Annotated in this window: 19 protein-coding genes; 6 read left to right on the top strand and 13 right to left on the bottom strand. The window is 70.3% G+C overall.

Going from position 1 to position 20,763, the window contains the following annotated elements; genetic code table 11:
- Nucleotides 1–22: 22 nt before the first annotated feature.
- Together ahcY and JOE57_RS13585 are read right to left on the bottom strand one after the other, a co-directional pair.
- Nucleotides 23–1,477, bottom strand: a complete 1,455-nt coding sequence (gene ahcY, locus JOE57_RS13590) for an adenosylhomocysteinase (RefSeq protein ID WP_204918765.1) — start codon at nt 1,475–1,477, stop codon at nt 23–25.
- A 51-nt stretch (nt 1,478–1,528) separates the two neighbouring features.
- Nucleotides 1,529–2,845 carry a family 4 glycosyl hydrolase gene (locus tag JOE57_RS13585; protein WP_204918763.1) on the bottom strand — a complete coding sequence of 439 codons (1,317 nt, stop codon included), beginning with the start codon at nt 2,843–2,845 and terminating at the stop codon, nt 1,529–1,531.
- Nucleotides 2,846–3,002: 157 nt separating this feature from the next.
- On the opposite strand from JOE57_RS13585, the gene JOE57_RS13580 reads away from it, so the two are divergent.
- Nucleotides 3,003–4,052: a carbohydrate kinase family protein gene (locus JOE57_RS13580; RefSeq protein ID WP_204918761.1), complete on the top strand. Its 1,050-nt coding sequence runs from the start codon at nt 3,003–3,005 to the stop codon at nt 4,050–4,052.
- A gap of 13 nt (nt 4,053–4,065) precedes the next feature.
- Here the strand turns inward: JOE57_RS13580 and aroQ are convergent, their stop codons facing one another.
- From aroQ to JOE57_RS13550, 6 genes are all read right to left on the bottom strand, one after another.
- Nucleotides 4,066–4,575 (bottom strand): type II 3-dehydroquinate dehydratase, encoded by a 510-nt coding sequence (gene aroQ / locus JOE57_RS13575; RefSeq protein WP_204918759.1) that lies wholly within the window; start codon nt 4,573–4,575, stop codon nt 4,066–4,068.
- A gap of 21 nt (nt 4,576–4,596) precedes the next feature.
- On the bottom strand, nt 4,597–5,580 hold the full coding sequence (locus JOE57_RS13570) for a cation diffusion facilitator family transporter (RefSeq protein ID WP_204918757.1): 984 nt from the start codon (nt 5,578–5,580) through the stop codon (nt 4,597–4,599).
- Nucleotides 5,581–5,643: 63 nt separating this feature from the next.
- Entirely contained in the window at nt 5,644–6,672 is a 1,029-nt protein-coding gene (locus JOE57_RS13565) for an SIS domain-containing protein (protein ID WP_204918755.1), read from the bottom strand.
- Between the two features lie 15 nt (nt 6,673–6,687).
- Entirely contained in the window at nt 6,688–6,876 is a 189-nt protein-coding gene (locus JOE57_RS13560) for a Trm112 family protein (RefSeq protein WP_204918753.1), read from the bottom strand.
- Between the two features lie 50 nt (nt 6,877–6,926).
- Complete coding sequence (locus JOE57_RS13555; protein ID WP_204918752.1) at nt 6,927–8,321, bottom strand: phosphomannomutase/phosphoglucomutase; 1,395 nt, start codon at nt 8,319–8,321, stop codon at nt 6,927–6,929.
- 103 nt (nt 8,322–8,424) lie between these two features.
- Nucleotides 8,425–8,799: a DUF3499 domain-containing protein gene (locus JOE57_RS13550; protein WP_420827678.1), complete on the bottom strand. Its 375-nt coding sequence runs from the start codon at nt 8,797–8,799 to the stop codon at nt 8,425–8,427.
- A gap of 91 nt (nt 8,800–8,890) precedes the next feature.
- On the opposite strand from JOE57_RS13550, the gene JOE57_RS13545 reads away from it, so the two are divergent.
- Together JOE57_RS13545 and JOE57_RS13540 are read left to right on the top strand one after the other, a co-directional pair.
- Nucleotides 8,891–9,340, top strand: a complete 450-nt coding sequence (locus JOE57_RS13545; RefSeq protein WP_204918748.1) for a metallopeptidase family protein — start codon at nt 8,891–8,893, stop codon at nt 9,338–9,340.
- Nucleotides 9,318–10,157, top strand: a complete 840-nt coding sequence (locus JOE57_RS13540) for a GNAT family N-acetyltransferase (protein ID WP_204918746.1) — start codon at nt 9,318–9,320, stop codon at nt 10,155–10,157. The genes JOE57_RS13545 and JOE57_RS13540 overlap by 23 nt, the downstream gene beginning before the upstream one ends.
- Nucleotides 10,158–10,180: 23 nt before the next feature.
- On the opposite strand, the gene JOE57_RS13535 is transcribed toward JOE57_RS13540, so the two are convergent.
- From JOE57_RS13535 to JOE57_RS13520, 4 genes are all read right to left on the bottom strand, one after another.
- Nucleotides 10,181–11,653, bottom strand: coding sequence for a DUF5719 family protein (locus tag JOE57_RS13535; protein WP_204918744.1), 1,473 nt, complete (start codon nt 11,651–11,653; stop codon nt 10,181–10,183).
- Nucleotides 11,650–14,844, bottom strand: a complete 3,195-nt coding sequence (locus JOE57_RS13530) for a glycosyltransferase family 2 protein (protein ID WP_204918743.1) — start codon at nt 14,842–14,844, stop codon at nt 11,650–11,652. The genes JOE57_RS13535 and JOE57_RS13530 overlap by 4 nt, the downstream gene beginning before the upstream one ends.
- 233 nt (nt 14,845–15,077) lie before the next feature.
- Nucleotides 15,078–15,329 carry a WhiB family transcriptional regulator gene (locus JOE57_RS13525; protein ID WP_204920452.1) on the bottom strand — a complete coding sequence of 84 codons (252 nt, stop codon included), beginning with the start codon at nt 15,327–15,329 and terminating at the stop codon, nt 15,078–15,080.
- 333 nt (nt 15,330–15,662) lie between these two features.
- Nucleotides 15,663–16,754, bottom strand: a complete 1,092-nt coding sequence (locus JOE57_RS13520) for a hypothetical protein (protein ID WP_204918741.1) — start codon at nt 16,752–16,754, stop codon at nt 15,663–15,665.
- 97 nt (nt 16,755–16,851) lie between these two features.
- Here JOE57_RS13520 and cofD point away from each other — a divergent pair, with 97 nt between their 5' ends.
- The 3 genes from cofD to JOE57_RS13505 all read left to right on the top strand — a co-directional run bounded on the left by cofD (nt 16,852) and on the right by JOE57_RS13505 (nt 19,645).
- Nucleotides 16,852–17,865 carry a 2-phospho-L-lactate transferase gene (cofD, locus tag JOE57_RS13515; protein WP_204918739.1) on the top strand — a complete coding sequence of 338 codons (1,014 nt, stop codon included), beginning with the start codon at nt 16,852–16,854 and terminating at the stop codon, nt 17,863–17,865.
- Nucleotides 17,862–18,776, top strand: a complete 915-nt coding sequence (locus JOE57_RS13510) for a coenzyme F420-0:L-glutamate ligase (protein ID WP_204918737.1) — start codon at nt 17,862–17,864, stop codon at nt 18,774–18,776. Before cofD ends, JOE57_RS13510 begins: the two co-directional genes overlap by 4 nt.
- Nucleotides 18,777–18,895: 119 nt before the next feature.
- Nucleotides 18,896–19,645: a DUF3105 domain-containing protein gene (locus JOE57_RS13505; RefSeq protein ID WP_204918735.1), complete on the top strand. Its 750-nt coding sequence runs from the start codon at nt 18,896–18,898 to the stop codon at nt 19,643–19,645.
- Between the two features lie 30 nt (nt 19,646–19,675).
- On the opposite strand, the gene JOE57_RS13500 is transcribed toward JOE57_RS13505, so the two are convergent.
- The gene (locus JOE57_RS13500; protein WP_204918733.1) at nt 19,676–20,755 is read right to left on the bottom strand and encodes a mannose-1-phosphate guanylyltransferase; all 1,080 of its coding nucleotides are present in this window, start codon (nt 20,753–20,755) and stop codon (nt 19,676–19,678) included.
- Nucleotides 20,756–20,763: the final 8 nt, after the last annotated feature.

Genomic DNA, 20,763 nt, shown 5'->3' with positions numbered 1-20,763 from the left:
GGCTGACGTCAGCGGCCACGGCTCAGTAGCGGTAGTGGTCGGGCTTGTAGGGGCCCTCGACCGGTACGCCGAGGTAGGCGGCCTGCTTGGCCGACAGCTCGGTGAGCTTCACGCCCAGCGAGCCCAGGTGCAGCCTGGCCACCGCTTCGTCGAGGTGCTTGGGCAGGACGTGCACGCCGACCGGGTACTCCTCGGGCTTGGTGAAGATCTCGATCTGCGCGAGCACCTGATTGGTGAACGAGTTGCTCATCACGAAACTGGGGTGTCCGGTCGCATTGCCCAGGTTCATCAGCCGGCCCTCGCTGAGCACGATCACCGAGTGCCGACCCGCGCCGTCGGCGGATCCGTCCGGGCCGGGGAAGATCCACTCGTCGACCTGCGGCTTGATGTTGTTGCGGGTCACTCCGGGCCACTTCTCCACCCCGGCGATGTCGATCTCGTTGTCGAAGTGGCCGATGTTGGCGACGATGGCCTGGTGCTTCATCCGGCTCATCTGGTCGGCGCTGATCACGTTCAGGCAGCCGGTCGCGGTGATGTAGATGTCGGCGATCGGCAGCGCATCCTCGAGGGTGGTCACCTGGTAGCCGTCCATGGCGGCCTGCAGGGCGCAGATCGGGTCCACCTCGGTGATGATCACCCGCGCACCCTGGCCGCGCAGCGACTCGGCGCAGCCCTTGCCGACGTCGCCGTAGCCGCACACGACCGCGACCTTGCCGCCGATCAGCACGTCGGTCGCCCGGTTGAGACCGTCGATCAGCGAGTGGCGGCAGCCGTACCTGTTGTCGAACTTGGACTTCGTGACCGAGTCGTTGACGTTGATCGCGGGGAACATCAGCGCCTGCTGGCGGTGCATCTCGTACAGCCGGTGCACCCCGGTGGTGGTCTCCTCGGTGACTCCCTTGATGGAGTTGGCCACCTCGGTCCAGTTGGTCCGGCCCTCGGCCAGTGACGTCTTGAGCAGCCCGAGGAAGACCCTGAACTCCTCCGGGTGCTCGTCGGTCGCGTCCGGCACAGCACCGGCCTTCTCATACTCGACACCCTTGTGGACGAGCATGGTGGCGTCGCCGCCGTCGTCCAGGATCATGTTGGGCAGTCGGCCGTCCGGCCAGTTGAGGATCTGCTCGGTGCACCACCAGTACTCTTCCAGCGTCTCGCCCTTCCAGGCGAACACCGGAACACCGCCCGGCGCCTCCGGCGACCCGTCGCCGACCACGACGGCGGCGGCGGCGTGGTCCTGGGTGGAGAAGATGTTGCAGCTGGCCCAGCGCACCTCGGCGCCCAGCGCCACCAGGGTCTCGATCAGCACCGCGGTCTGCACCGTCATGTGCAGGGAGCCGGCGATCCGGGCGCCCTTCAGCGGCTGGCGCTGACCGTACTGTTCCCGCATGGCCATCAGTCCGGGCATCTCATGCTCGGCCAGGTTGATCTCTTTCCGGCCGAACTCGGCCAGGGTCAGGTCGGCGACGCGATAATCCATGACTGCAGCCTAGGGGCTAGGGTCGCTCAGATTCGAACTGGAGACGGAAAATCAGGCCTCGGGCCAGGCGTAATCTGCCAGGATCCGACGGGCGGCACCCACCGAGGCGACCAGCGGATGGTCGGCCAGTGCCCGCACCGCCGCCCGGCGCGATCCGCTCAGGGCAGCCTCGATGGTCTGCCGCTCGACCGACTTGACCGCGCGGATTAGGCCGGACATGTGCTCGTCCAGCCGGCGGGCCGACAGCGGCTGGGCCCCGTTGGCGCCGACCAGACACGGCACCTCCACCACGGCGTCGTCGTCGAGGTCGGACAGCGCGTGCCGGTTGCGGACGTTGAGGATGATGGTCGACTGCTCGTTGCCGGCGATCCCGTTCATCAACGCCAGCGCGACCCGTTCGTAGCCGCCGAGCTGGATGTCGTCCGCGTCACGCTCCTGGTCCGCCGGCCGGGTCTCCTTCATATAGCTGGAGTCCCGCTCGGCCCGGGCCTGCCGCCACAACGTGAGGGCCGCGGCCGGGTCCGCCTCGACCGCGTCGTAGAACGCGCTCTGCTGCCGCAGCAGGTATTCCCCGCGTGTCTCCGGCTCGGCTCGGATCGCCTCCACCGCGACGTCGGCGCAGTAGAAGTAGTAGAGGTACTCATTGGGTATCGCACCCAGCGTCTGCAGCCAGTCCGCGCCGAACAGCCGTCCCTCCTCGATCCTCGCCAGCCGCGGCTCGTCGACCAGCAGCCCCGGCAGCCGGTCGCGGCCGTCGACCAGCACCTGGCGCACCCAGCCCAGGTGGTTGAGCCCGACATAGTCGAACCAGGCGTCCCGCTCGTCGACGCCGAGCGCGACCGCGATCCGGCGGCACAGCCCAGCCGGTGAGTCACAGATGCCGATCACCCGGTCGCCCAGCACCCGCGAGATCGCCTCCGTCACCATCCCGGCCGGGTTGGTGAAGTTGACGAACCACGCGTCGGGCGCGACGGCTGCGCACGCCTCCGCGATCCGGGTCGCCACCGGCACGGTCCGCAGTCCGTAGGTGACCCCACCCGCGCCGATCGTCTCCTGGCCGAGCACTCCGGCGGCCAGCGCGCGGCGTTCGTCGCCGGTGCGTCCACTCAGGCCCCCGACCCGGACCGCGGAGAAGACGAAGTCGGCCCCGCCGAGGGCATCGACCAGCCGGTCGCAGCGGCGGACCCTCGGGGGTCGACGAACCGGCGCGTTCAGCTGCTCCAGTACGGCCGCGATCGCGGCGACCCGGCGCTGGTCGGTGTCGAACAGGGCCACCTCGTCCACGGCCAGCCGGTCCAGCTGGCGCACCAGGGCCTCGTAGACGATCGGCACCCGGAAGCCGCCGCCGCCCAGGATCGCGATCTTCACCGGCACACCTCGTCCCTGTCGATAACTTCTGCGCTGTCGTGCGGTACGCGCACACGAATCGGCAGCCCCGATGGTCGCGAACTGCGATGATGATCTCTATCATCCCGTGCCTGGCGGCGGCTCGCCCGCCGGGCCGCACCGAACTCCGGAGCCTGCCATGACCGACGCTGAGAGCTGTCCCACCCCACCGGTGGACGCGTTCCTCACCGGCATGGTGTTCATGGACATGATCTTCTCCGGCCTGCCCTCCTCGCCGACGCCCGGGACGGAGCTGTGGACCGAGGGTCTGGGCTCGGCGCCTGGCGGGATGGCCAACATGGCGGTGGCGATGAGCCGGCTCGGACTGCACGTCAGCCTGGCCGCCCCGTTCGGCGGTGACTGGTTCGGTGACTTCCTCTGGGAGACGCTCGCCGACCAGGAGGAGATCGACCTGAGTCGCTCCCGCCAGTTCGACGACTGGCCCACCCCGGTCACCGTGTCTCTCTCGCACGGCGGCGACCGGTCCATGATCACCTATGAGCGACCGATGCCGGAGCCGCTGGAGACCCTGGCGCTGAACCCGCCTCAGTCGCGCAGCTGCTTCGTCGAGGTCGGCACCAGCGCTCCCGGCTGGCTGCGCCAGATGAAACGCGACGGCGCCCTCGTGTTCGGCGACACCGCCTGGGATCCCACCGGGACCTGGTCACCGGCGGTGCTGGACTCTCTGGTTGACGTGGACGTCTTCCTGCCAAACGCCACCGAGGCGATGGCGTACACCAGGACCACGTCTCCGGAGGCTGCGGTGGAGCGGTTGATGGACTTCGTCCAGACGGCCGTGGTGAAGACCGGCGCGGACGGTGTGCTGGCCGCCGACCGGTCCACCGGCACGATCCTGTTCGAGCCGGCCATCCAGGTCGATGCTGTCGACGCCACCGGAGCCGGCGACGTTTTCGCCGGGGCGTTCGTCTTCGCCACCCTGACCGGCTGGTCGCTGGCCGACCGGCTGCGGTTCGCCAACCTCTGCGCCGGGCTCTCGGTCCGCAACGTGTCGGGATCGTTCGGCTCGCCCTGCTGGCACGAGATCGGCGAGTGGTCGATGACCCAGGGGCCCGAGGTGCTGGACCGCTACGAGTTCCTGGCCGGGCTGCTGCCGGCCGAGAAGATCGCCGACCGTCACCGCGCCAGGCCGACGTTGGGCCTCGGCGGGCTGCACCGTCGCCTGACCTGACCGCCGCCGGCGGTCAGCCGGCGGCGAGCCTGGTCAGGGCCAGCACGTAGCCCTGCGGGCCGAGCCCGGCGATGACGCCGGTGGCGTACGGCGTGATGACCGAATGGCGCCGGAAGTCCTCTCTGGCGTGCACGTTGGACAGGTGCACCTCGATCAGGTCGGCCGTCCGCTGCGCGACCGCGTCGGCGACGGCGATCGAGTAGTGGGTCCAGGCGGCAGGGTTCAGCACCACCGGCGTCCGCCGGTCGGCCGCCTCATGCAGCCACCCCACCATCTCGGCCTCGGAGTCGGTCTGGCGCACCTCCACCTCCAGCCCCAGCCCGGCCCCGGCCGAACGGCACAGGTCGGCCAGCTGCTGATAGCTGGTGGTGCCGTAGATGCCCGGCTCTCGGGTGCCGAGCCGACCGAGGTTGACGCCGTTGAGCACCAGCACCGCGGTGGGCGCCGCTGCCCCCGGGGCTGCGGTGGGGGTCGGCTCCGCGGGCGGGGTCAGGTCGGCGGGTGGGGTCAGGTCGGCGGCCATCGCTGGATCGGCTCCTACAGGTCAGTGGCCGGCGGCGGCCGGCGGCTCGGGGCGGGCTGCGGGGACGTAGCCGGGGTCGTAGATGTCGGGCTCGAGATAGAGCGCGGTGACCATCGGCTCGGCCTGGCGGATCTGCACCTCGGCCCGGTCGATCACCTCGGCCACCTCGACTGCGGTGTCACCGGACCTGACCCCGATCTTGGCGGCCACCAGCACTTCCTCCGGACCCAGGTGCAGTGTCTTCATGTGGATGATCCGCTCGATCCCCGGGGTGCCGTTCAGCGCGGCCTCGATCCTGGCCACCGCATCCCTGGTCGCCGACTCCCCCAGCAGCAGGCTCTTGGTCTCGATCGCCAGGGCGACCGCGACAGCCACCAGCAGCAGGCCGATCAGGGCGGTGCCACCGACGTCGAAGTACCCGTTCTGGGTGATCAGCGTCAGCCCCACGCCCAGCAGCGCGAACACCAGCCCCAGCAGTGCAGCGAAGTCCTCCAGCAGGATCACCGGCAGCTCGGGCGCCTTGGCCGACCGGATGAAACGTATCCACGAGACCGAGCCGCGGCTCCGGTTGGACTCCCTGATCGCGGTTCGGAAGGACAGCCCCTCGGCGACGATCGCGGCGAGCAGGATGGCGATCGGGACCCACCACCAACGGCTCTCCAGCAGCTGGTTCGGATGACCCTGGGCGATCTCGTGGTACTTGTGGTACGCCTCGTACAGGGCGAACAGCCCACCGACGCTGAACAGCACGATGCTGACGATGAAGGCGAAGATGTAGCGTTCCCGGCCGTAGCCGAACGGATGCTCATCCGACGCGCCGCGCTTGGCCCGTCTGCTGCCGACCAGCAGCAACGCCTGGTTGCCGGCGTCCGCCACCGAGTGGATCGCCTCCGCCAGCAGCGACGAGGCACCGGTCAGCAGCCAGGCGCCGAACTTGGTCAGCGCGATGAACGTGTTCGCCGCCAGCGCGGCGACGACCGCCTTGTTCCCACCTTCTGCACTCACAAGGCCTCATCCTGCCAGAGACGGGTCAGGCTCAACCAACCCGAAGGCGCCGGTCGAGTGGGATCACAGGTCGTGGTAGCGGCCCAGTCCGACGGCGAGATAGACCGACGCGTACATCCCGGTCTGCAGCAGGGCTGCATAGCGCTCCACCGCCGAGCCGCTCTGATGGGCGATCACGCACACCCGGATGTCGTTGCGCTCGGCGGCGGCCAGCAGCCGGGTCTGCCCGGACCGCACCAGCTCGTCACCGTTGCCGTCGTCGAGCACCACCAGGCACGGACGCCGGTCGGCGCTGCCGAGGTCCTCGAACGGGTCCGCAAACGGGTCCCGCGGGGCGGCGGCGTCCAGCACCGGCAGCAGCTCCTCGACGTCGGCGGCCAGCGCAGCCCGTCCGCTGGCCGCACGGAAGGCCTCCGCGACCCTCCGGCTGGCCCGGGCCGCCAGCACCGAACCACCCCAGACCAGGGGCTGCGTGTCGGCCAGCCCCAACGCCACCTCCTTGGCAGGGTTCTCGATGGTCTCGACGGACGGCGAGCAGTCCTCGGCGACCTTGTCCATCGCCTCGGCGACCAGCTCGGAGTCGACCGAGGGGCCGAGCTGCATCACGTGCATCGCCGTCAGTGCCACGATCGCAGCGGCCAGCGTGTCCCCGGTGCTGGTCGGCAGCAGCGTGGTCGAGGAACCGGCGGCGTGCTCGGCGATTGGTGAGTGTCCCGGGCAGGCGATCACCACCTGGGCGCCTCGGCGGACAGCCTCGTGCACGGTCGAGATCAGCCCGGCATGGGCGGCGTCGCTGGCCAGCACCACCACCAGGTCCAGTGCACCCACCCAGCCCGGCAGTCCATGGGTGGGCCAGGCCACGAACGGGACCGGGCAGACCGGTTCGACTATCGCCCGGATGAACCGGGCCTCGGCTCCGGCCGCGACGACAGCCCGCGGACGTGGCGTGTCGGCCAGGGTGGTGGTCGCCCGGAGTGCCTCGCCGGCCTCTCGGCGCAACCGGGCGCCCGCAGAGGCCAGCCTGCGGAGTACCTCGTCGGCCCCCGCCAGCGCTGCACGGTCGTCCAGCCGGGCGTCATCGAATACCGACATGCTCGGTGCTTGCCGCTACTGGGACTCGGGTCGGCGGGCCTCGTCGATCAGCAGCACGGGGATGCCGTCGCGGACCGGGTACGCCAGGGCGCAGTCGGCCGCAGTGCAGACGAGCTCCTCACGTTCGTGGTCGACCGCGAGCGAGGCGTGGCAGTTCGGACAGGCCAGGATCTGCAAGAGCTCGGGGGCTAGGTCGACAGCCATGAATCTCCTCTGTTTCGGCCGGGCCAGCGGCTCGGTCTGACCCGATTGTTCTACAGCAGGGGCGATTGTTCTACCGCCGGCCCCCGGGCCGTGTCCTGGATGACGGCGAGCACCTCGTCACGCACAGCAACCATCGTGTCGTGGTCGGCGGCTTCCACGTTCAGCCGCAGCAACGGCTCGGTGTTGCTGGGTCGGAGGTTGAACCACCAGTCGTCAGCCGCGACGGTCAGCCCGTCCAGACGCTCGAGCGCGGCCCGGTCGGCAAACCGCTCCGCCACGGCGTCGGTCACCTGGGCTGTGTCGACGACCACGCTGTTGAGCTCACCGGACTCGACGTACCTGCTGTAGCTGCCGGCCAGCTCCGACAGCGGTTTGTCGCTGTTGCCGACCAGGGCCAGCACGTGCAGCCCGGCGAGCATGCCGGTATCGGCACCCCAGAAGTCCCGGAAGTAGTAGTGCGCCGAGTGCTCGCCGCCGAAGATGGCGTCGTGTTCGGCCATGGCGGCCTTGACGAAGGTGTGCCCCACCCTGGTCGTGACGATGTGGCCGCCGAGCCGTTCCACCAGCTCGGACACCGCCCGTGAGGTGATGGTGTTGCGGACGATCGTCGCGCCCGGCTCGCGCGCCAGCTCCTGGCTGGCGATCATGGCGGTCACCACCGAGGGGCTGACCACCTCGCCCCGCTCGTCGATGATGAAACAGCGGTCGGCGTCCCCGTCGAACACCAGGGCAAGATCGGCCTGGTGCTCGAGCACGGCAGCCTGCGCGTCACGCAGGTTCTCCGGCTCGAGCGGGTTGGGCGGGTGGTGGGGGAAGGTGCCGTCCAGGTCGGTGTACAGGCCGATCAGGTCGACGTTGGCCGACCCGAGCACGGCCGGCAGGGTGTGGCCAGCCATCCCGTTGCCGGCGTCGGCGACGACCCGCAGCCGACGGCAGCCGCTGAGGTCCACCAGGGTGTGGAGGTGGTCGGCGTAGGCGGGCAGCAGGTCCAGTTCGGACAGTTCGCCCAGGGCAGGTGCGGTCACCGGCACATCGTTGATCGCCCGGTCGGCGATCTCGACCAGGGTCGCGGAGGCGATCGGGCGGGCGCCGGCGAGGCAGAACTTCACCCCGTTGTAGCTGGCCGGATTGTGGCTGGCGGTGAACATCGCACCAGGCAGACCGAGCCGTCCGGAGGCGAACCAGAGCTCGTCGGTGCTCGCCAGACCGATGTCGACGACATCGGCTCCGCGGCTCAGCACGCCTCGAGCGAAGGCGGCCGCGAACTCGGGGCTGGTCACCCGCATGTCGCGGCCCAGCACCAGCGCGCCCTCGGCGGCCACCAGGTCGAGCGTGTCCACCAGCGCCGCGCCGACGGCGAAGGCGCCGTCGGCATCCCACTCCGGCGACGGGCCGACGGCGATGCCGCGGATGTCGTTGGCCTTGAAAACTCCTCGGGTGATCACCGCCCGAATCCTATCCGTCCGGCGTCTGGCCCGGGCGGGATGCGGTCAAGAGGTCTGATCTTTCCCTCGCCTCTGCCAGCGCCCAACCCGGATCGGGCTGGGCTCAGGCGTCCGGGTCGGCCAGCACGGTGAGGTGGCCACGCCGACCCAGCTCGACGATTCCCGACCTGCGGCGCACCGTCTCAGTCGGAGTCTCCGCCGCATCCTCATAGCCGAGGCCGACCTCACGGACGGCGTCGGCGAGCGCCAGCAGGTCGTCACTGTTCGGCTGCGGGTCCTCCGCGCCGCAGAGCCGGATGACCTCCCAGCCGCGGGGCGCCGACAGCGCCTGGGAGTGCAGCTCGCACAGGTCGTAGCAGTGCGGTTCCGCCCGGGTCGCCAACGGACCGAGGACGGCCGTGGAGTCGAGGTAGACGTAGGTCAAGGTCGCTGTGGCGGCACGGCTGCAGCCGGCACGGGAACAACGCCTGGACCTCACCAGGTTGACGCTACCGGCGACCGCGCGGCTTCGGCTGCATTGTCCGGCCGTGTCGAGCGACGTGTCGCCAACCCCGACTAGGGTTGAGGTCATGTCCAGTCGTCAGCGCGATCGCCATGGCCGGGGAATGCGTGGGCCGCTGGCGCTGCCCAACCCGCTGTCCGGTCGGCCGGCGACGCCACCTCGACCACAGAGCAAGGCGGACTACTTCGCCGAGGCGGTCCATGGGGCGGTCGACCGGATTGCCCAGCACTGTCCGGATGCCCTGGTCGGTGTCACCTTCGGCATCGAGGACGTGCCGCACCTCGAGACCGCCTGGTCCGGTGGCCGGGTCCCGTTGGCTGCTGCGCTGGAGGCGACCCCCGACCAGCTCAGCCAGGTGGTCGTCTACCGCCGGCCGCTCGAGCACCGGGCCGCATCCCGGCGCGGTCTGCGGATCCTGGTCTATCGCACGATCGTCGAGCAGCTGTCCGCGCTGACCGGGCGCAGCGTGGATGAGATCGATCCGGAGGGCGCGGGTGACGACGACGACCAGTCCTGACGGTCGGGCCGGTCCTGACCGTGCGAGGCGGGCGCTGGCGCTGCGGCTGGAGGCGTCCGCCGCGGAGCAGGGCCTGGCGCTGGTGCAGGCGTACCGGCGCGCCTCCCCGCTCAGCCCGGCAACCGGCGTCCGGCACGGCATCGGCGCCTTCTGCGCTCTGGGACCGGGCCGTTACGTCAACCGGGCGATCGGCTTCGGGCTGGCCGAGCCGGACCAGGTGGATCTGGATCAGCTGGCCGACTTCTTCGAGCCGACCGCACCACCCGCGCTGGAGCTGTCGAACCTGGCACCGGCCACCCTGCGCCAGGCTCTGGACGAGCGGGGCTACCGGCCGGACGCGGTCCGTTCGGTCCTGGTTCATGAGCTCGCGGACCGCGTGTCGCAGCCGGATGGCGCCGAGGCCATGGTGCAGGTGACCGAGGTGGACGACCAGTCGGTCGGCCGCTGGCGGGAGGTGATGGCGACCGGGTTCGGGGCGGTCGAAGAGGCGGCCCGGGCGGTGTGTGACGAGCACAGCTCGGCGCTGCAGGTGATGCCCGAGTCACTCCACCTGCTGGGGTGGCTCGCCGGCCGACCGGCCGCCTGCGGCTCACTGCAGGTGGTCTCCGGGGTCGGGTGGCTCGGCGGCGCGGCCACCGCCCCGTGGGCCCGCAACCGCGGCTGCCAGTCCGCCCTGATCGAACGGCGGCTGACGCTGGCGGCCGAACTCGGGTGTGACGTGGTGGCGGTCACCGCGACACCCGGCTCGGTCTCCGAACGCAACCTCGGCCGGCACGGGTTCCGCCTGCTGTACACCCAGCAGTTCTTCGTCGGCTGACCGCTGTTCGGCTGCGCCGGCTCTCAGCGGCCGGCGGCCGGATCCTGCCTGACCTGCGGTGCTCGGCTGGCGAGGTCCGGCGAGACCAGGCTCGGCGTGGTGAGGCCGGCGACGTCCCCCTCGTTCTGTTCCTGCGTTACCGAGGCGTGCACGTCCGCCCCCTCCGGGGTCCGCACCACCAGGTAGGCCGGAGGTGTCTGTGTCAGCACCCGAGTGTCAGAGCTGCCGGCCGCCATCGGTACATCGTCCTGCCGCAGGATCCGACCGGCGTAGGAGACGACGTCAAAGGAGACCGTGACCTCGGAAGGGCCGTTGTTGGCCAACTGCAGCGTGCTGGCGGCGCCGTCGAGGATGGCCGCAGCAGCGATTCCGCTGCGGATCACCGGCGGGTCCGCGACCTCGAACGCCAGGTCACTGGAGGCGCCCGACCGGCTGCTGGTCGACTGCACGGTCGCGGTGACCGGCTGGTCGCTGCTCAGCCGCAGGCCGGCCGCCTCACCGCCCAGGGCGTCGGCAAGGTCCACCGAGGCCGTGCTCTCCGGAGCCACATCGACGGTCTCGGCGCCGATCGGGGCATAGCTGCCACCCGCACCCAGCACCTCCACTTTCACCACGGCCCGCCGATCGCCGGGGTTGACGACGAGGAGCTCGCGGCCACCGGCACCACTGGGGAGACCAGGGACGACGACCTGCCGGCGGGGGCTGATGGCGCTGGGGTGCCAGTCCGCGCCGGCCGGCTCGTCGCCGACACTGCGCTGGTCGCGGCTGATCGCGGCGACCCTTCCCTTGGTGGCGTGGACCGAGACGGTGAGCGGACCCTGGGCGTCCACCAACGACGCCAGCCCGACCGTGACCGAGGACCTACCGGGAACGATCATGCCCGGGCTGCCCGGGACGATGATCATCCCCTTCGCGCCGAAGAACCTGAGATCGACCTCGGCCTGGGTCTCGTCGACATTGGTCAGGATCAACGTGCTCTGCTGCTGGTCACTGTGACCGACGCCGACGAACCAGTGGTCGACGGCGGGAGCAGTGCACGGTGCGACGCTGATCCCTTGATCATCACCCGACGCCGCGGTGGTGATCACCGATCCTGCACTGGCGGTGGCCATCACCCCTTCTCCGGACAGCAGCACGGACGCTGCGGGCTTGCGGAGCAGCTCGCCCGTGCCCTGCTCGTCAAGGGTGAAGAGCTTCTCGTCGCCGGTGAGCGGGCCGCCGTCGAGCCGACCCTCACGGCCCGGAGCCTTGCGCATCACCACTGCACCGATCTCGGTCCTGCGCTGGTCCGAGGCGGTGCCCTCGTCCCCATCAGGGACCGTGCACACGGACCGGGTCCGACCGACCAGCGGGATCCGTCCCGGGTCGAACGTCGCGGACTGGGCACCGATGAAGGACCCGCCGGCAGCGATCAGGATCGCCGCCAGCAGCGCGGTCGCCAGCGTCACGACGCTGCGCAACTGCCAGCCGGCGGCCCGTCCGGTCGAGCGTCTCATCGTGGCTGCGCCCCGATCACCGTCGCGGCCCGGCGGGCTGACCGGGCCGGGTCGCGCACCTCCGGCCGGCGGACCGCGGGTGCGGCCAGAACGGCGACCACGACGAGCAGCAGGCCCTGGACCAGCACCCAGCCGGGCCCGCTCGACCGGAGCGAGAACTCGACCCGACCTGCTGCAGCCGGCACCTCGAAAACCTGTTGCCAGCTGCCGGGGTCGACAGCTCGGAGCGGCCGGCCGTTGAAGCTGGCCGACCAGCGCGGGTCCTTCGGCTCACTGATCCGCAGCTCGCGGGCCTGGTTGGAGGCACCGACGGTGATCGCCGGTCCGGCCACCGGGATCTCCCGGTCGCCGTCCACCAGCATCACCCGGCCCACCGGCTGCTCGAGCTGCCAGACCACGCCCCGTCGGTTGCCGCTCGCGGTGCCGAGCCCGGGCGTGTTGTTGATCAATGACCGCTCCTCAGGGGTGGCGCCGGTGACCCAGATATAGCCGATGCCGAGGTTGACCAGCTCCGGGGCGATCTCCTCGTCTCCGGTTCCGGCCAGCAGCCGGATCACGACGTCCTCGGTCTGACTCCGGGCTGTGGTTGAGGCGCCGAAGGTGAAGCCGCGGTCGGCGTCGCCGAGCCGCACCTGGTCATCGGCCACGACCTGGTATCGGCCGATGTCCTGGGTCAGGTCGATGGCCAGCGTGCGTACTCTCAGGTCGGACTGCTGGGCGTTCAGCACGTATGGCGGGATGGCGGTCAGGCTGGTTCGAGTGACGGGACCGGCCAGACCTGCCCAGATCCACCAGCCGGCAGCCACCAGGCTGACCAGCGCAATGGCGGCACCGGCCATCACGACCGCGGGCTGGACGAAGGAGAAACTGCGCGACCCCAGGTCGTCGGTCAGTCCGTCGACCCCGGCGCCACCGGCCACGAGCAGTGCGCCGAAGGCGATCAGCAGGTAGGTCCCGGGCCATGGGCGCAGCTCGGTCCCCACCGGAGGGAGCGTGACGACCACCCGTGAGATCAGCACGGCCATCATCAGTGCGACCAGGGCCACCGTCCAGCCGGCCACCACGGCACGGCTGCGCGGACGCCGGGCCAGCCCGACCAGGGCAACCAGCCAGACCACGCCGAAGACCGTGACTGTCAGCCACAGGGGCGGCAGACCCGACCCGAGGTCCCGGCCGAGCAGCAGCGCCCACGGCGACGGTGCCGCGGGCGCACCGTCCAGCGCGGAGTCAGGACCGGCCAGCGCCCTTCCCCAGTGGGCGGCGAGGCTCGGCCACCACGGAGCCAGCACCACCAGCGGCACCGCCAGGGCGATACCGATCCGGCCGACCTTGCGCGGGGTCCGGAGCATCGTCACGGCACCGATAGCGCCGAGCAGCAACGCCATGATCATCATCGACGGCTCGAAGGCCACCAGCACCACCAGCACCAGGCCCGCACCCCAGCCACCGCGCCAGGCTTCCGGGTTGCGCGGGCGGCGCAGCACCAGCGCTCGCCCTGCCAGCACGAGCAGCGGCAGGGACACGGCAACAATGCTCATCGCCAGCCGACCCTGGTTGGTACCGCCGAGCAGTGCCGGCAGCAGCGCGTAGGTGGCGGCGACCCAGAGCCGGACCCGGCCGTCGGCGACGGCTCTGCGGACCACCGGGTAGGCACTGAGCAGCGACAACGGGACGATGCCGCACAGCAGCAGGGTGACCAGCCACTCCGGATGCCCGGCGGTCAGTGTCGCGCCGACCGCGACCAACCCCAGCCACGGCGGCGAGGACAGCTGCGGTGCTCCGACGATCGGGGCCAGGAAGGCGCTCCAGGCGTCAGCGGCGGTGCTGCGGGCCGGCAGCAGGACCGGGGACGTCAGGGACCCCGACCCGAACAACCGCCTGGCGGCGAACAGACTGGCGACCACCGCCAGTCCGGTGGCGATCACCACCGGCGAGAACCAGGGGCTGGAACGCCTCTCCTCGGCGACAGCGCTGAAGTCATCGCCGGTCAGCTCGTCCAGGGACGCGGAGTCACTGTCGCCGGCCACCGAGTGATAGCGGTCGGCGACGGCGGCCGAGACAGTCTCGACCGCGACCCGCAGGCTGGACCACCAGGGCGGTCGGAGCGCATCGACCCTGTCTCGAGCGCCGGGCGGGGCCTCGATCGAGCCGACCTTGGCACGCAGCTCATGGATCCGTCCGGGGTGGGCCAGGAACGACCCCAGAGCCAGCAGCTCGTCCAGGGCGCGGCCGGGCACCTTCCCGACCAGGTATCCGACCGCATGGACCAGACAGCTCCAGACCAGCCGGAGCCACACCACGGGCAACGCCGCCAGCGGCGCATGACCCGCCACCACCAGCATGCCGAGCAGCCGATCGGTCCGGCCGGGCCTGCTGCCGGCGGCGCTGTCCGGACGCAGACCAGCCCGACCGACCTGGCGGTGAACCATCTCCGCTGCCGGTGTGGTCATCACCCGGAAGCCGGCGAGGTGAGCACGCCAGCCGAACTCAACGCCGTCGCGGAAGACCGGCAGCATCGGGTCGAACCCAGCGAGCCGCTGCCAGACCGGGAACCGGACCAGCATGCCGCAGGTGGACACCGCGAGCCGGTCCGCCGGCTTGTCCCGCTGGCCCTGGTCGATCTCGCCCTGTTCGAGGTAGAGCTCACGCCGGCCGGTACCGGAGATGGAGATGCCGACCTCGCTGATCTGCTGCGGCAGCTGGCGCCGCTTCGGCAGCAGCAGCTTGGGTCCGGTGACGTCGATGGAGCTGTCCCGGCAGACATGTGTCAGCAACGCGTCCAGGGTGTCCGGAGCCGGGACGGCGTCGTCGTGCAGCAACCACAGCCACTCGTCAGCCGGCTGCCCGGCTGAGCGGGTGTGCCCACGGTCCTGGCGGAGTGCGTCCTGCACCGCCGCGCCGAACCCGTGCGTCCTGCTGCCGGTGTAGACCGCATCGATCAGACCGACCCGGGCGGCCCCGTCCAGCAGCTGCCGGGTCTGATCGGTGCTCTCGTTGTCAATGGCGACCAGCCGGTTCGGCCGATGCGAGAGCGCGGCTATCCCGGCCAGCGTGTCCGGCAGCCAAGGGGCCGCGTCGTGGGTGACCAGCACCGCAGTGACGACGCAGCCGGAGATGTCGACGTCGGTCTCGTCATCGTCGAACTCGGCCCAGGCCCACAGATCCTTCCCCACCGTGGCCTGCTCCGCCATGACCTGGGGGTCGTTCGGGGCTGCGTCTGGGTGAAGACCAGAGGCCTCCGCTGGAGCGGCATCTCTATCCATGGACGTCCGGGTTACCTCTGCGACTTCGTGTGGTCCCTGTGCATGGGCAACAACAAGGGCGCCCCACGACGGGGCGCCCCTACTTTAGGCGAGGTGGCCGCCAGACTCCATTCCGAGCCGGACCCCTCACAGCCCGGACTCCCTCGATACCGGGCGGGAGCTCAGACGGCGCGCTTCTTCAGCTTTCGCCGTTCCCTCTCGCTCAGTCCGCCCCAGATGCCGAACCGCTCGTCATGGGCCAGCGCGTACTCCAGGCACTCGCCGCGCACGTCGCACGACAGGCAGACCTTCTTGGCCTCGCGGGTGGACCCACCCTTCTCGGGGAAGAACGCCTCCGGGTCGGTCTGGGCGCACAGCGCCCGTTCCTGCCAGCTGAGCGCGCCCTCGTCGCCAAGGTCCTCTACTTCGTGCATCTCCTGTGCCTCCTCGACCCCGATGACTGCCTGGTTCACGTCGCGCACCGAGATTTCGCGGATCCCGGAAGCACTGCTCGATCGTTCGACGACCGACGGCCCGGTCGGGCACCGCGATCAACGAAGAACATAAATGAAATTACATGCCTGTCACTACCCATAAGTCAAGCCCGGACCTGATATTGCGCCCGCATCCCGGCAATCTCTCCGCACTTGTGATCATTTCCGTCGTCGGGTCGGCTGCAGAGGCGATTTCGCTTATCAGCAAAGGAGTCCGCGACGCAAGGGGAGAACCGGCCGCAGCCCGGCGATGATCATGAAACCGCTTCTGCGCTACTGCCGCGGAGCACTCCACCAGTCCTGGCCCGGCTGGTCGTCGCGGCCCTGCTGGTCGGTCGGTGCAGGGCCCTCGTTGCCTGTTGCGCTGGGCTGCGACTGCACCGGCAACACTCTCGTCTCCTGGGCGCTCTCGGGGTTGTGCTGTTCATAACGGTTCTGGGCAGGCTGGTTCTGGGCGGGCTGGTTCTGGGCGGGCCGGTTCTGGGCGGGCTGCTGTGCGGGCGGGAACTGGCCCTGCCGAGCCTGCCCCGGCTGCGCCGGCTGGATCGGCGAGTACGGCTGTTGCGGCGCGTGCTGTGGCTGCCAGTCTGAGCCTGCCGTGGGCTGGGAGGCAGACGGCTGGCCGGCCGACGGGGCGTTCCAGCCGCTGGTGTCGCCCGGTGCGCCCCAGCTCGACGCCGACGCGCCCGAGGCCGCATGGCCGGCGGTCTGCCAGCTGGCGCCGGAGGCCTGATCCGGCTGCCAGGTCGGCTGCACCTGTCCCGGGCCCTGGTCCGATCCCGGGTAGCGGCCCGACTGGGGGTGATAGCCGGGCTGGGCGTAGGGGCCGCCCAGCTGGCCCTGCGGATATCCGGGTGCGGCCTGGCGCTGCCGGACCTGGGCGGGCTGGCCCTGCAGCAGCCGGAAGAGCACGATCGCAGCCAACACCGCGGGGGCGAGACCGGCGAGGTAGGCGAAGAACGACATCACCACGGTTGGACCGCCCGGGGCCGCCAGGCCGATCACCGCGAAAAGCAACGACAGCAGCACCCCACCGCCGACCGCGATCAGCGACAGCAACGTCAGCAGCCGCGCATGCGGGGTCGGCTCCACCAGCACGCAGCTGGCGACGACCAGGGTCAACAGGACGACCAGCACCGCGCTGGAGAAATAGTCTCCGGCCACCGCAGAAGCGGAGGCGAAGCCGTACCCGTCGAGGGTCGCGAGGTAGATCAGGCTGACCAGCCCCATCAGCATGGTCAACGCCAGGGCGCCCAGCAGCACGAAGGCGGCCACCTCACGAAACTTCTTCAGACTCGTCACCACGTCGTTTCCATCTCCTCGGACCTTGGCCGGTCGACCATCGGCGAACGGGCTGAACGCCATCGCCAGCCTAGCGAAGAGCGGCCTGCCCGCCGCCCCGGTACCGCAGCCCTCCGCGCCTGCCGCCAGGGCTGCGGTGCTGCTCTGAGAGGATGTCGGCGTGCAGATCGTGATCTTGGCAGGCGGCGTCGGTGGGTCCAGGTTCGTGTCCGGGGCCCGCTCGGCCTATCCCGAGGCCGACATCAGCGTCATCGTCAACACCGCCGACGACATCACCCTGCACGGCCTGCGCATCTGCCCCGACCTCGACACCATGATGTACACCCTCGGCGGCGGCATCGACTCCGAGCGCGGCTGGGGTCGGACCGAGGAGACCTGGCGGGTGAAGGATGAACTGGCGGCCTACGGAGTCGAGCCGTCCTGGTTCGGCCTCGGCGATCTCGACCTGGCGACGCACCTGGTCCGGACCCAGATGCTGGACGCCGGCTACCCCTTGTCGGCCGTGACTGCAGCGCTCTGCACCCGATGGCTGAGGGAACAGCCACAGCTGCGGCTGCTGCCCATGTCGGATGACCGGGTCGAGACCCATATCGTCATCGACGATGGCTCCGGCCGTCGAGCCATCCACTTCCAGGAGTACTGGGTGCGACTGCACGCCGTGCCGGACGCGCTGGACATGGTGCGGGTAGGCATCGACCAGGCCACTGCCGCGCCGGGGGTGCTGCGCGCCCTGGCCGATGCGGACCTGATCTTGGTCGGACCCAGCAACCCGGTGGTGTCCATCGGTCCGATCCTGGCGGTGCCGGGTATCCGGGCAGCGCTGCAGTCGGCCCAGGCACCGGTGGTCGGCTTCTCGGGAATCCTCGGCGGCGCACCGGTGCTCGGGATGGCCCATCGGCTGCTCCCCGTGATCGGCGTCGAGGTGGATGCGGCAGCGGTCGGCCTGCACTATGGCGCAAGGCCCGCCGGAGGCCTGCTGGACGCCTGGCTGGTGGACAGCGGCGACGCCGCCGCGGCCCGGACCGCCACCGCCGCCGGGCTGCCCACCCGGGCCGTGGACCTGGTCATGCACGACCCGGCCACCACCGCCCGCTTCATCCGCAGCGGAGTCGATTTCGGCCTTTCGGTGCGGGCGCAGAGGATGCAGCTCGGCCAGGTGCGGGACGCGTCATGACGCCCTCGGCACTGCTCACCGTCTTCGCCCCGGACGGCATCGGCGAGGTGACCGCGACGACCGATCTGGCCGGAGCCGTCGTCGCCGCGATCGCCTCGGACCCCCAGGGCCCGTTGACCGATGGCGACATCGTGGTCGTCACCTCGAAGGTCGTCAGCAAGTCCGAGGGCAGGACCCGTCCTGCGGACGAGCGTCAACAGGCCATCTCCGAGGAGGCTGTGCGGGTCGTCGCGCAGCGCGGCGAGACCAGGATCGTGCAGACCCGGCACGGCCTCACGATGGCCGCCGCCGGCGTCGACAACTCCAACGTGCCCACCGGTGAGATCCTGTTGCTGCCCGTCGACCCGGACGCCAGCGCAGCGCGGTTGCGCTCCGAGCTGACCGGGCGGACCGGTGCCCGGGTCGGGGTGGTCATCTCCGACACCGCCGGGCGAGCCTGGCGGGTGGGCCAGACCGATATCGCCATCGGCGCCGCCGGCCTGTGCGTCATCGACCACTACGCCGGTCGGCAGGACGGCTACGGCAACGAGCTGCAGGTGACCTCCATCGCCATCGCCGACGAGCTGGCCGCAGCAGCCGACCTGGCCAAGGGCAAGCTGGACGGGCGCCCGGTAGCCGTGGTGCGCGGGTTGGGCCGCTTCGTCGCCGACGCCGATGATTGTCAGCCCGGCGCAGCGGCCCTGATCCGGCCCGCGGCCGGTGACATGTTCCGCACCGGCAGTCGGGAGGCGGTCGTACTGGCCGTGCTGACGGCGCTCGGCCGGCCCGAGCGCTACGCCGAGGTGATCGCCATCGACGACCCGACCGAGCGCGCCGCGGCGGCACTCGACGGTGCCGGTCCGGACGGGACGACGCTGCCGGCGGCTCAGGCCGAGCTGCTCACCGCCGTCCTCCAGGGCGGCTCGGGGTAGCCGCGAAAAGCGGGCTTCGGAGCCCCTCCGGCAGTGCGGCTAAACTCTTCTCATCTTGCGCGTACCACGACCCGGTGCGTTTTCCGAGCCGCAAGCCGTACAGACGTAGGAGACCATCGGTGGCCAAGTCCAAACCGAACAAGTCCGAGCCCGTCGCGGGCAACAGCCGACGCGACAAGCTGGCATCCCTGGAGGCGGCCCGCAAGTCGGAGCAGCGACGTCGGACGGTCATCCTGCTGTCGACCTGCCTCGTGCTCGCAGCGCTGCTGCTGGCCTACCCGGTCTACCTGTTCGCCCAGGACGCCCGGATGCGCTCTGCCTCGATCGCGGAGCTGGGACTCAGCCCGGCAGCCGCGGCCTGCCAGCCGGTGCAGGAGAACCCGGCCACCGGCAACCAGCAGCATGTCGCGGACGGCACCAAGGTCAACTACGACCGGCTGCCGCCGGACTCCGGCGCCCACCTCAACCACTGGGCGCCATTCGCCAAGAAGTTCTACACCGCTGAGGAGCGGCCGGTGGTCGAGGAGCTGGTGCACAACCTCGAGCACGGCTACACCATCGCCTGGTACAACCCGGACATGCCGAAGGACCAGCTGAAGGACCTGGAGTGGATCGCCAAGACCTTCAACGGCGGCGACTATGTCAAGGACAAGTTCATTGCTGCGCCCTGGACCCCGGCAGACGGCAAAGCGTTCCCCGCCGGTCAGAACATCATCCTGACGCACTGGTACGCCAACCCCCAGGACCCGGGCAACGCGGCCACCCAGAAGGGGGTCCGGATGGGCTGCGGCGGTGTCAGCGGTCAGGCGATCAAGGACTTCATGGCCAAGTACCCGTCGACCAGCGCCCCTGAGCCGCAGGGCGGCTGACCGGCCTCGGTCTTCACCCATAGCCCTTTTTCAGGCATAGTTGCCGCCCAGCTGATCGGTCACCGCGGCCACCAGCTCCTTGATCCGTTCGGCCTGTCCCATCGGGCAGACCAGCGTGATGTCGGGCGTCTGGACGATGACGGTGTCCCGCAGACCGACGACGGCGACGACCCTGCCGTCCTCTGACTGGTTGATCACCAGGTTGTCGCTGCTGTCGACCAGCACACTGGTGCCCTGCAGGGCGTTGCCGGTCGCGTCCCTGGGCAGGTGCTCCCCCAGTGCGGCGAAGCCGCCGACGTCGTGCCACGTGATCGGCAGCCGGACGGCCAGCACGTGTGCGCTGCCCCGGCCCTGCGACACCGGCTCCATCACGGCGTAGTCGACGCTGATCTTCTCCAGCCGCGGGTAGATGTCCGCCAGCCGGTCGGGGTGCACGGCCAGCTCGACAACGGCGCGGTGGGTGTCGGGCAGCAGGATCGACAGCTGGTCCAGCAGAGTCGAGGCCCGCCAGACGAACATCCCTGAGTTCCACCAGTAGGCGCCGGACTCGAGATAGCTCTGGGCCGTCACCAGGTCCGGCTTCTCCCGGAACGCCTGGACCTCGCAGACGTCGGTGAAGCCGCTGACGGCGTCGCCGCGGTGCAGGTAGCCGTAGCCGGTGTGCGCGGTGGTCGGCACCACACCGAAGGTGACCAGCGCGTGCTGGTCGGCCTCGGCCACCTCGAATGCCTGACGCAGCGCGCTCTGGAACTCCGACACTGGATGCATGATGTGGTCGGCGGTCAGCATCGCCACGACCGCGTCCGGGTCACGCTGCGCCAGCACCGCCGCCGGCCAGGCGACCGCGTTGAGCGAGTCGCGTCCGACCGGCTCCCCGAGGATGTTGCCGGCCTCGACCTCGGGCAGCTCGGACTGGACGACGTCGGCGTAGTCGGCGCCGGTGCAGACGAGGATCCGGTCCGGTTCCACCAGCCCACTGACCCGCTCGAACGCGATCCGCAGCAGGCTCTTGCCGCCGACCAGGTTCAACAGCTGCTTCGGCATATCCTGTCGCGACAGCGGCCACAGTCGTTTGCCCGAGCCACCCGCCATGATCACCACGTAACGCATGGGCGTCA

Origin of the sequence: Microlunatus panaciterrae (assembly GCF_016907535.1) — a bacterium.
Lineage (GTDB): Bacteria > Actinomycetota > Actinomycetes > Propionibacteriales > Propionibacteriaceae > Microlunatus > Microlunatus panaciterrae.
This window is presented reverse-complemented; position numbering and strand designations above follow the sequence as displayed.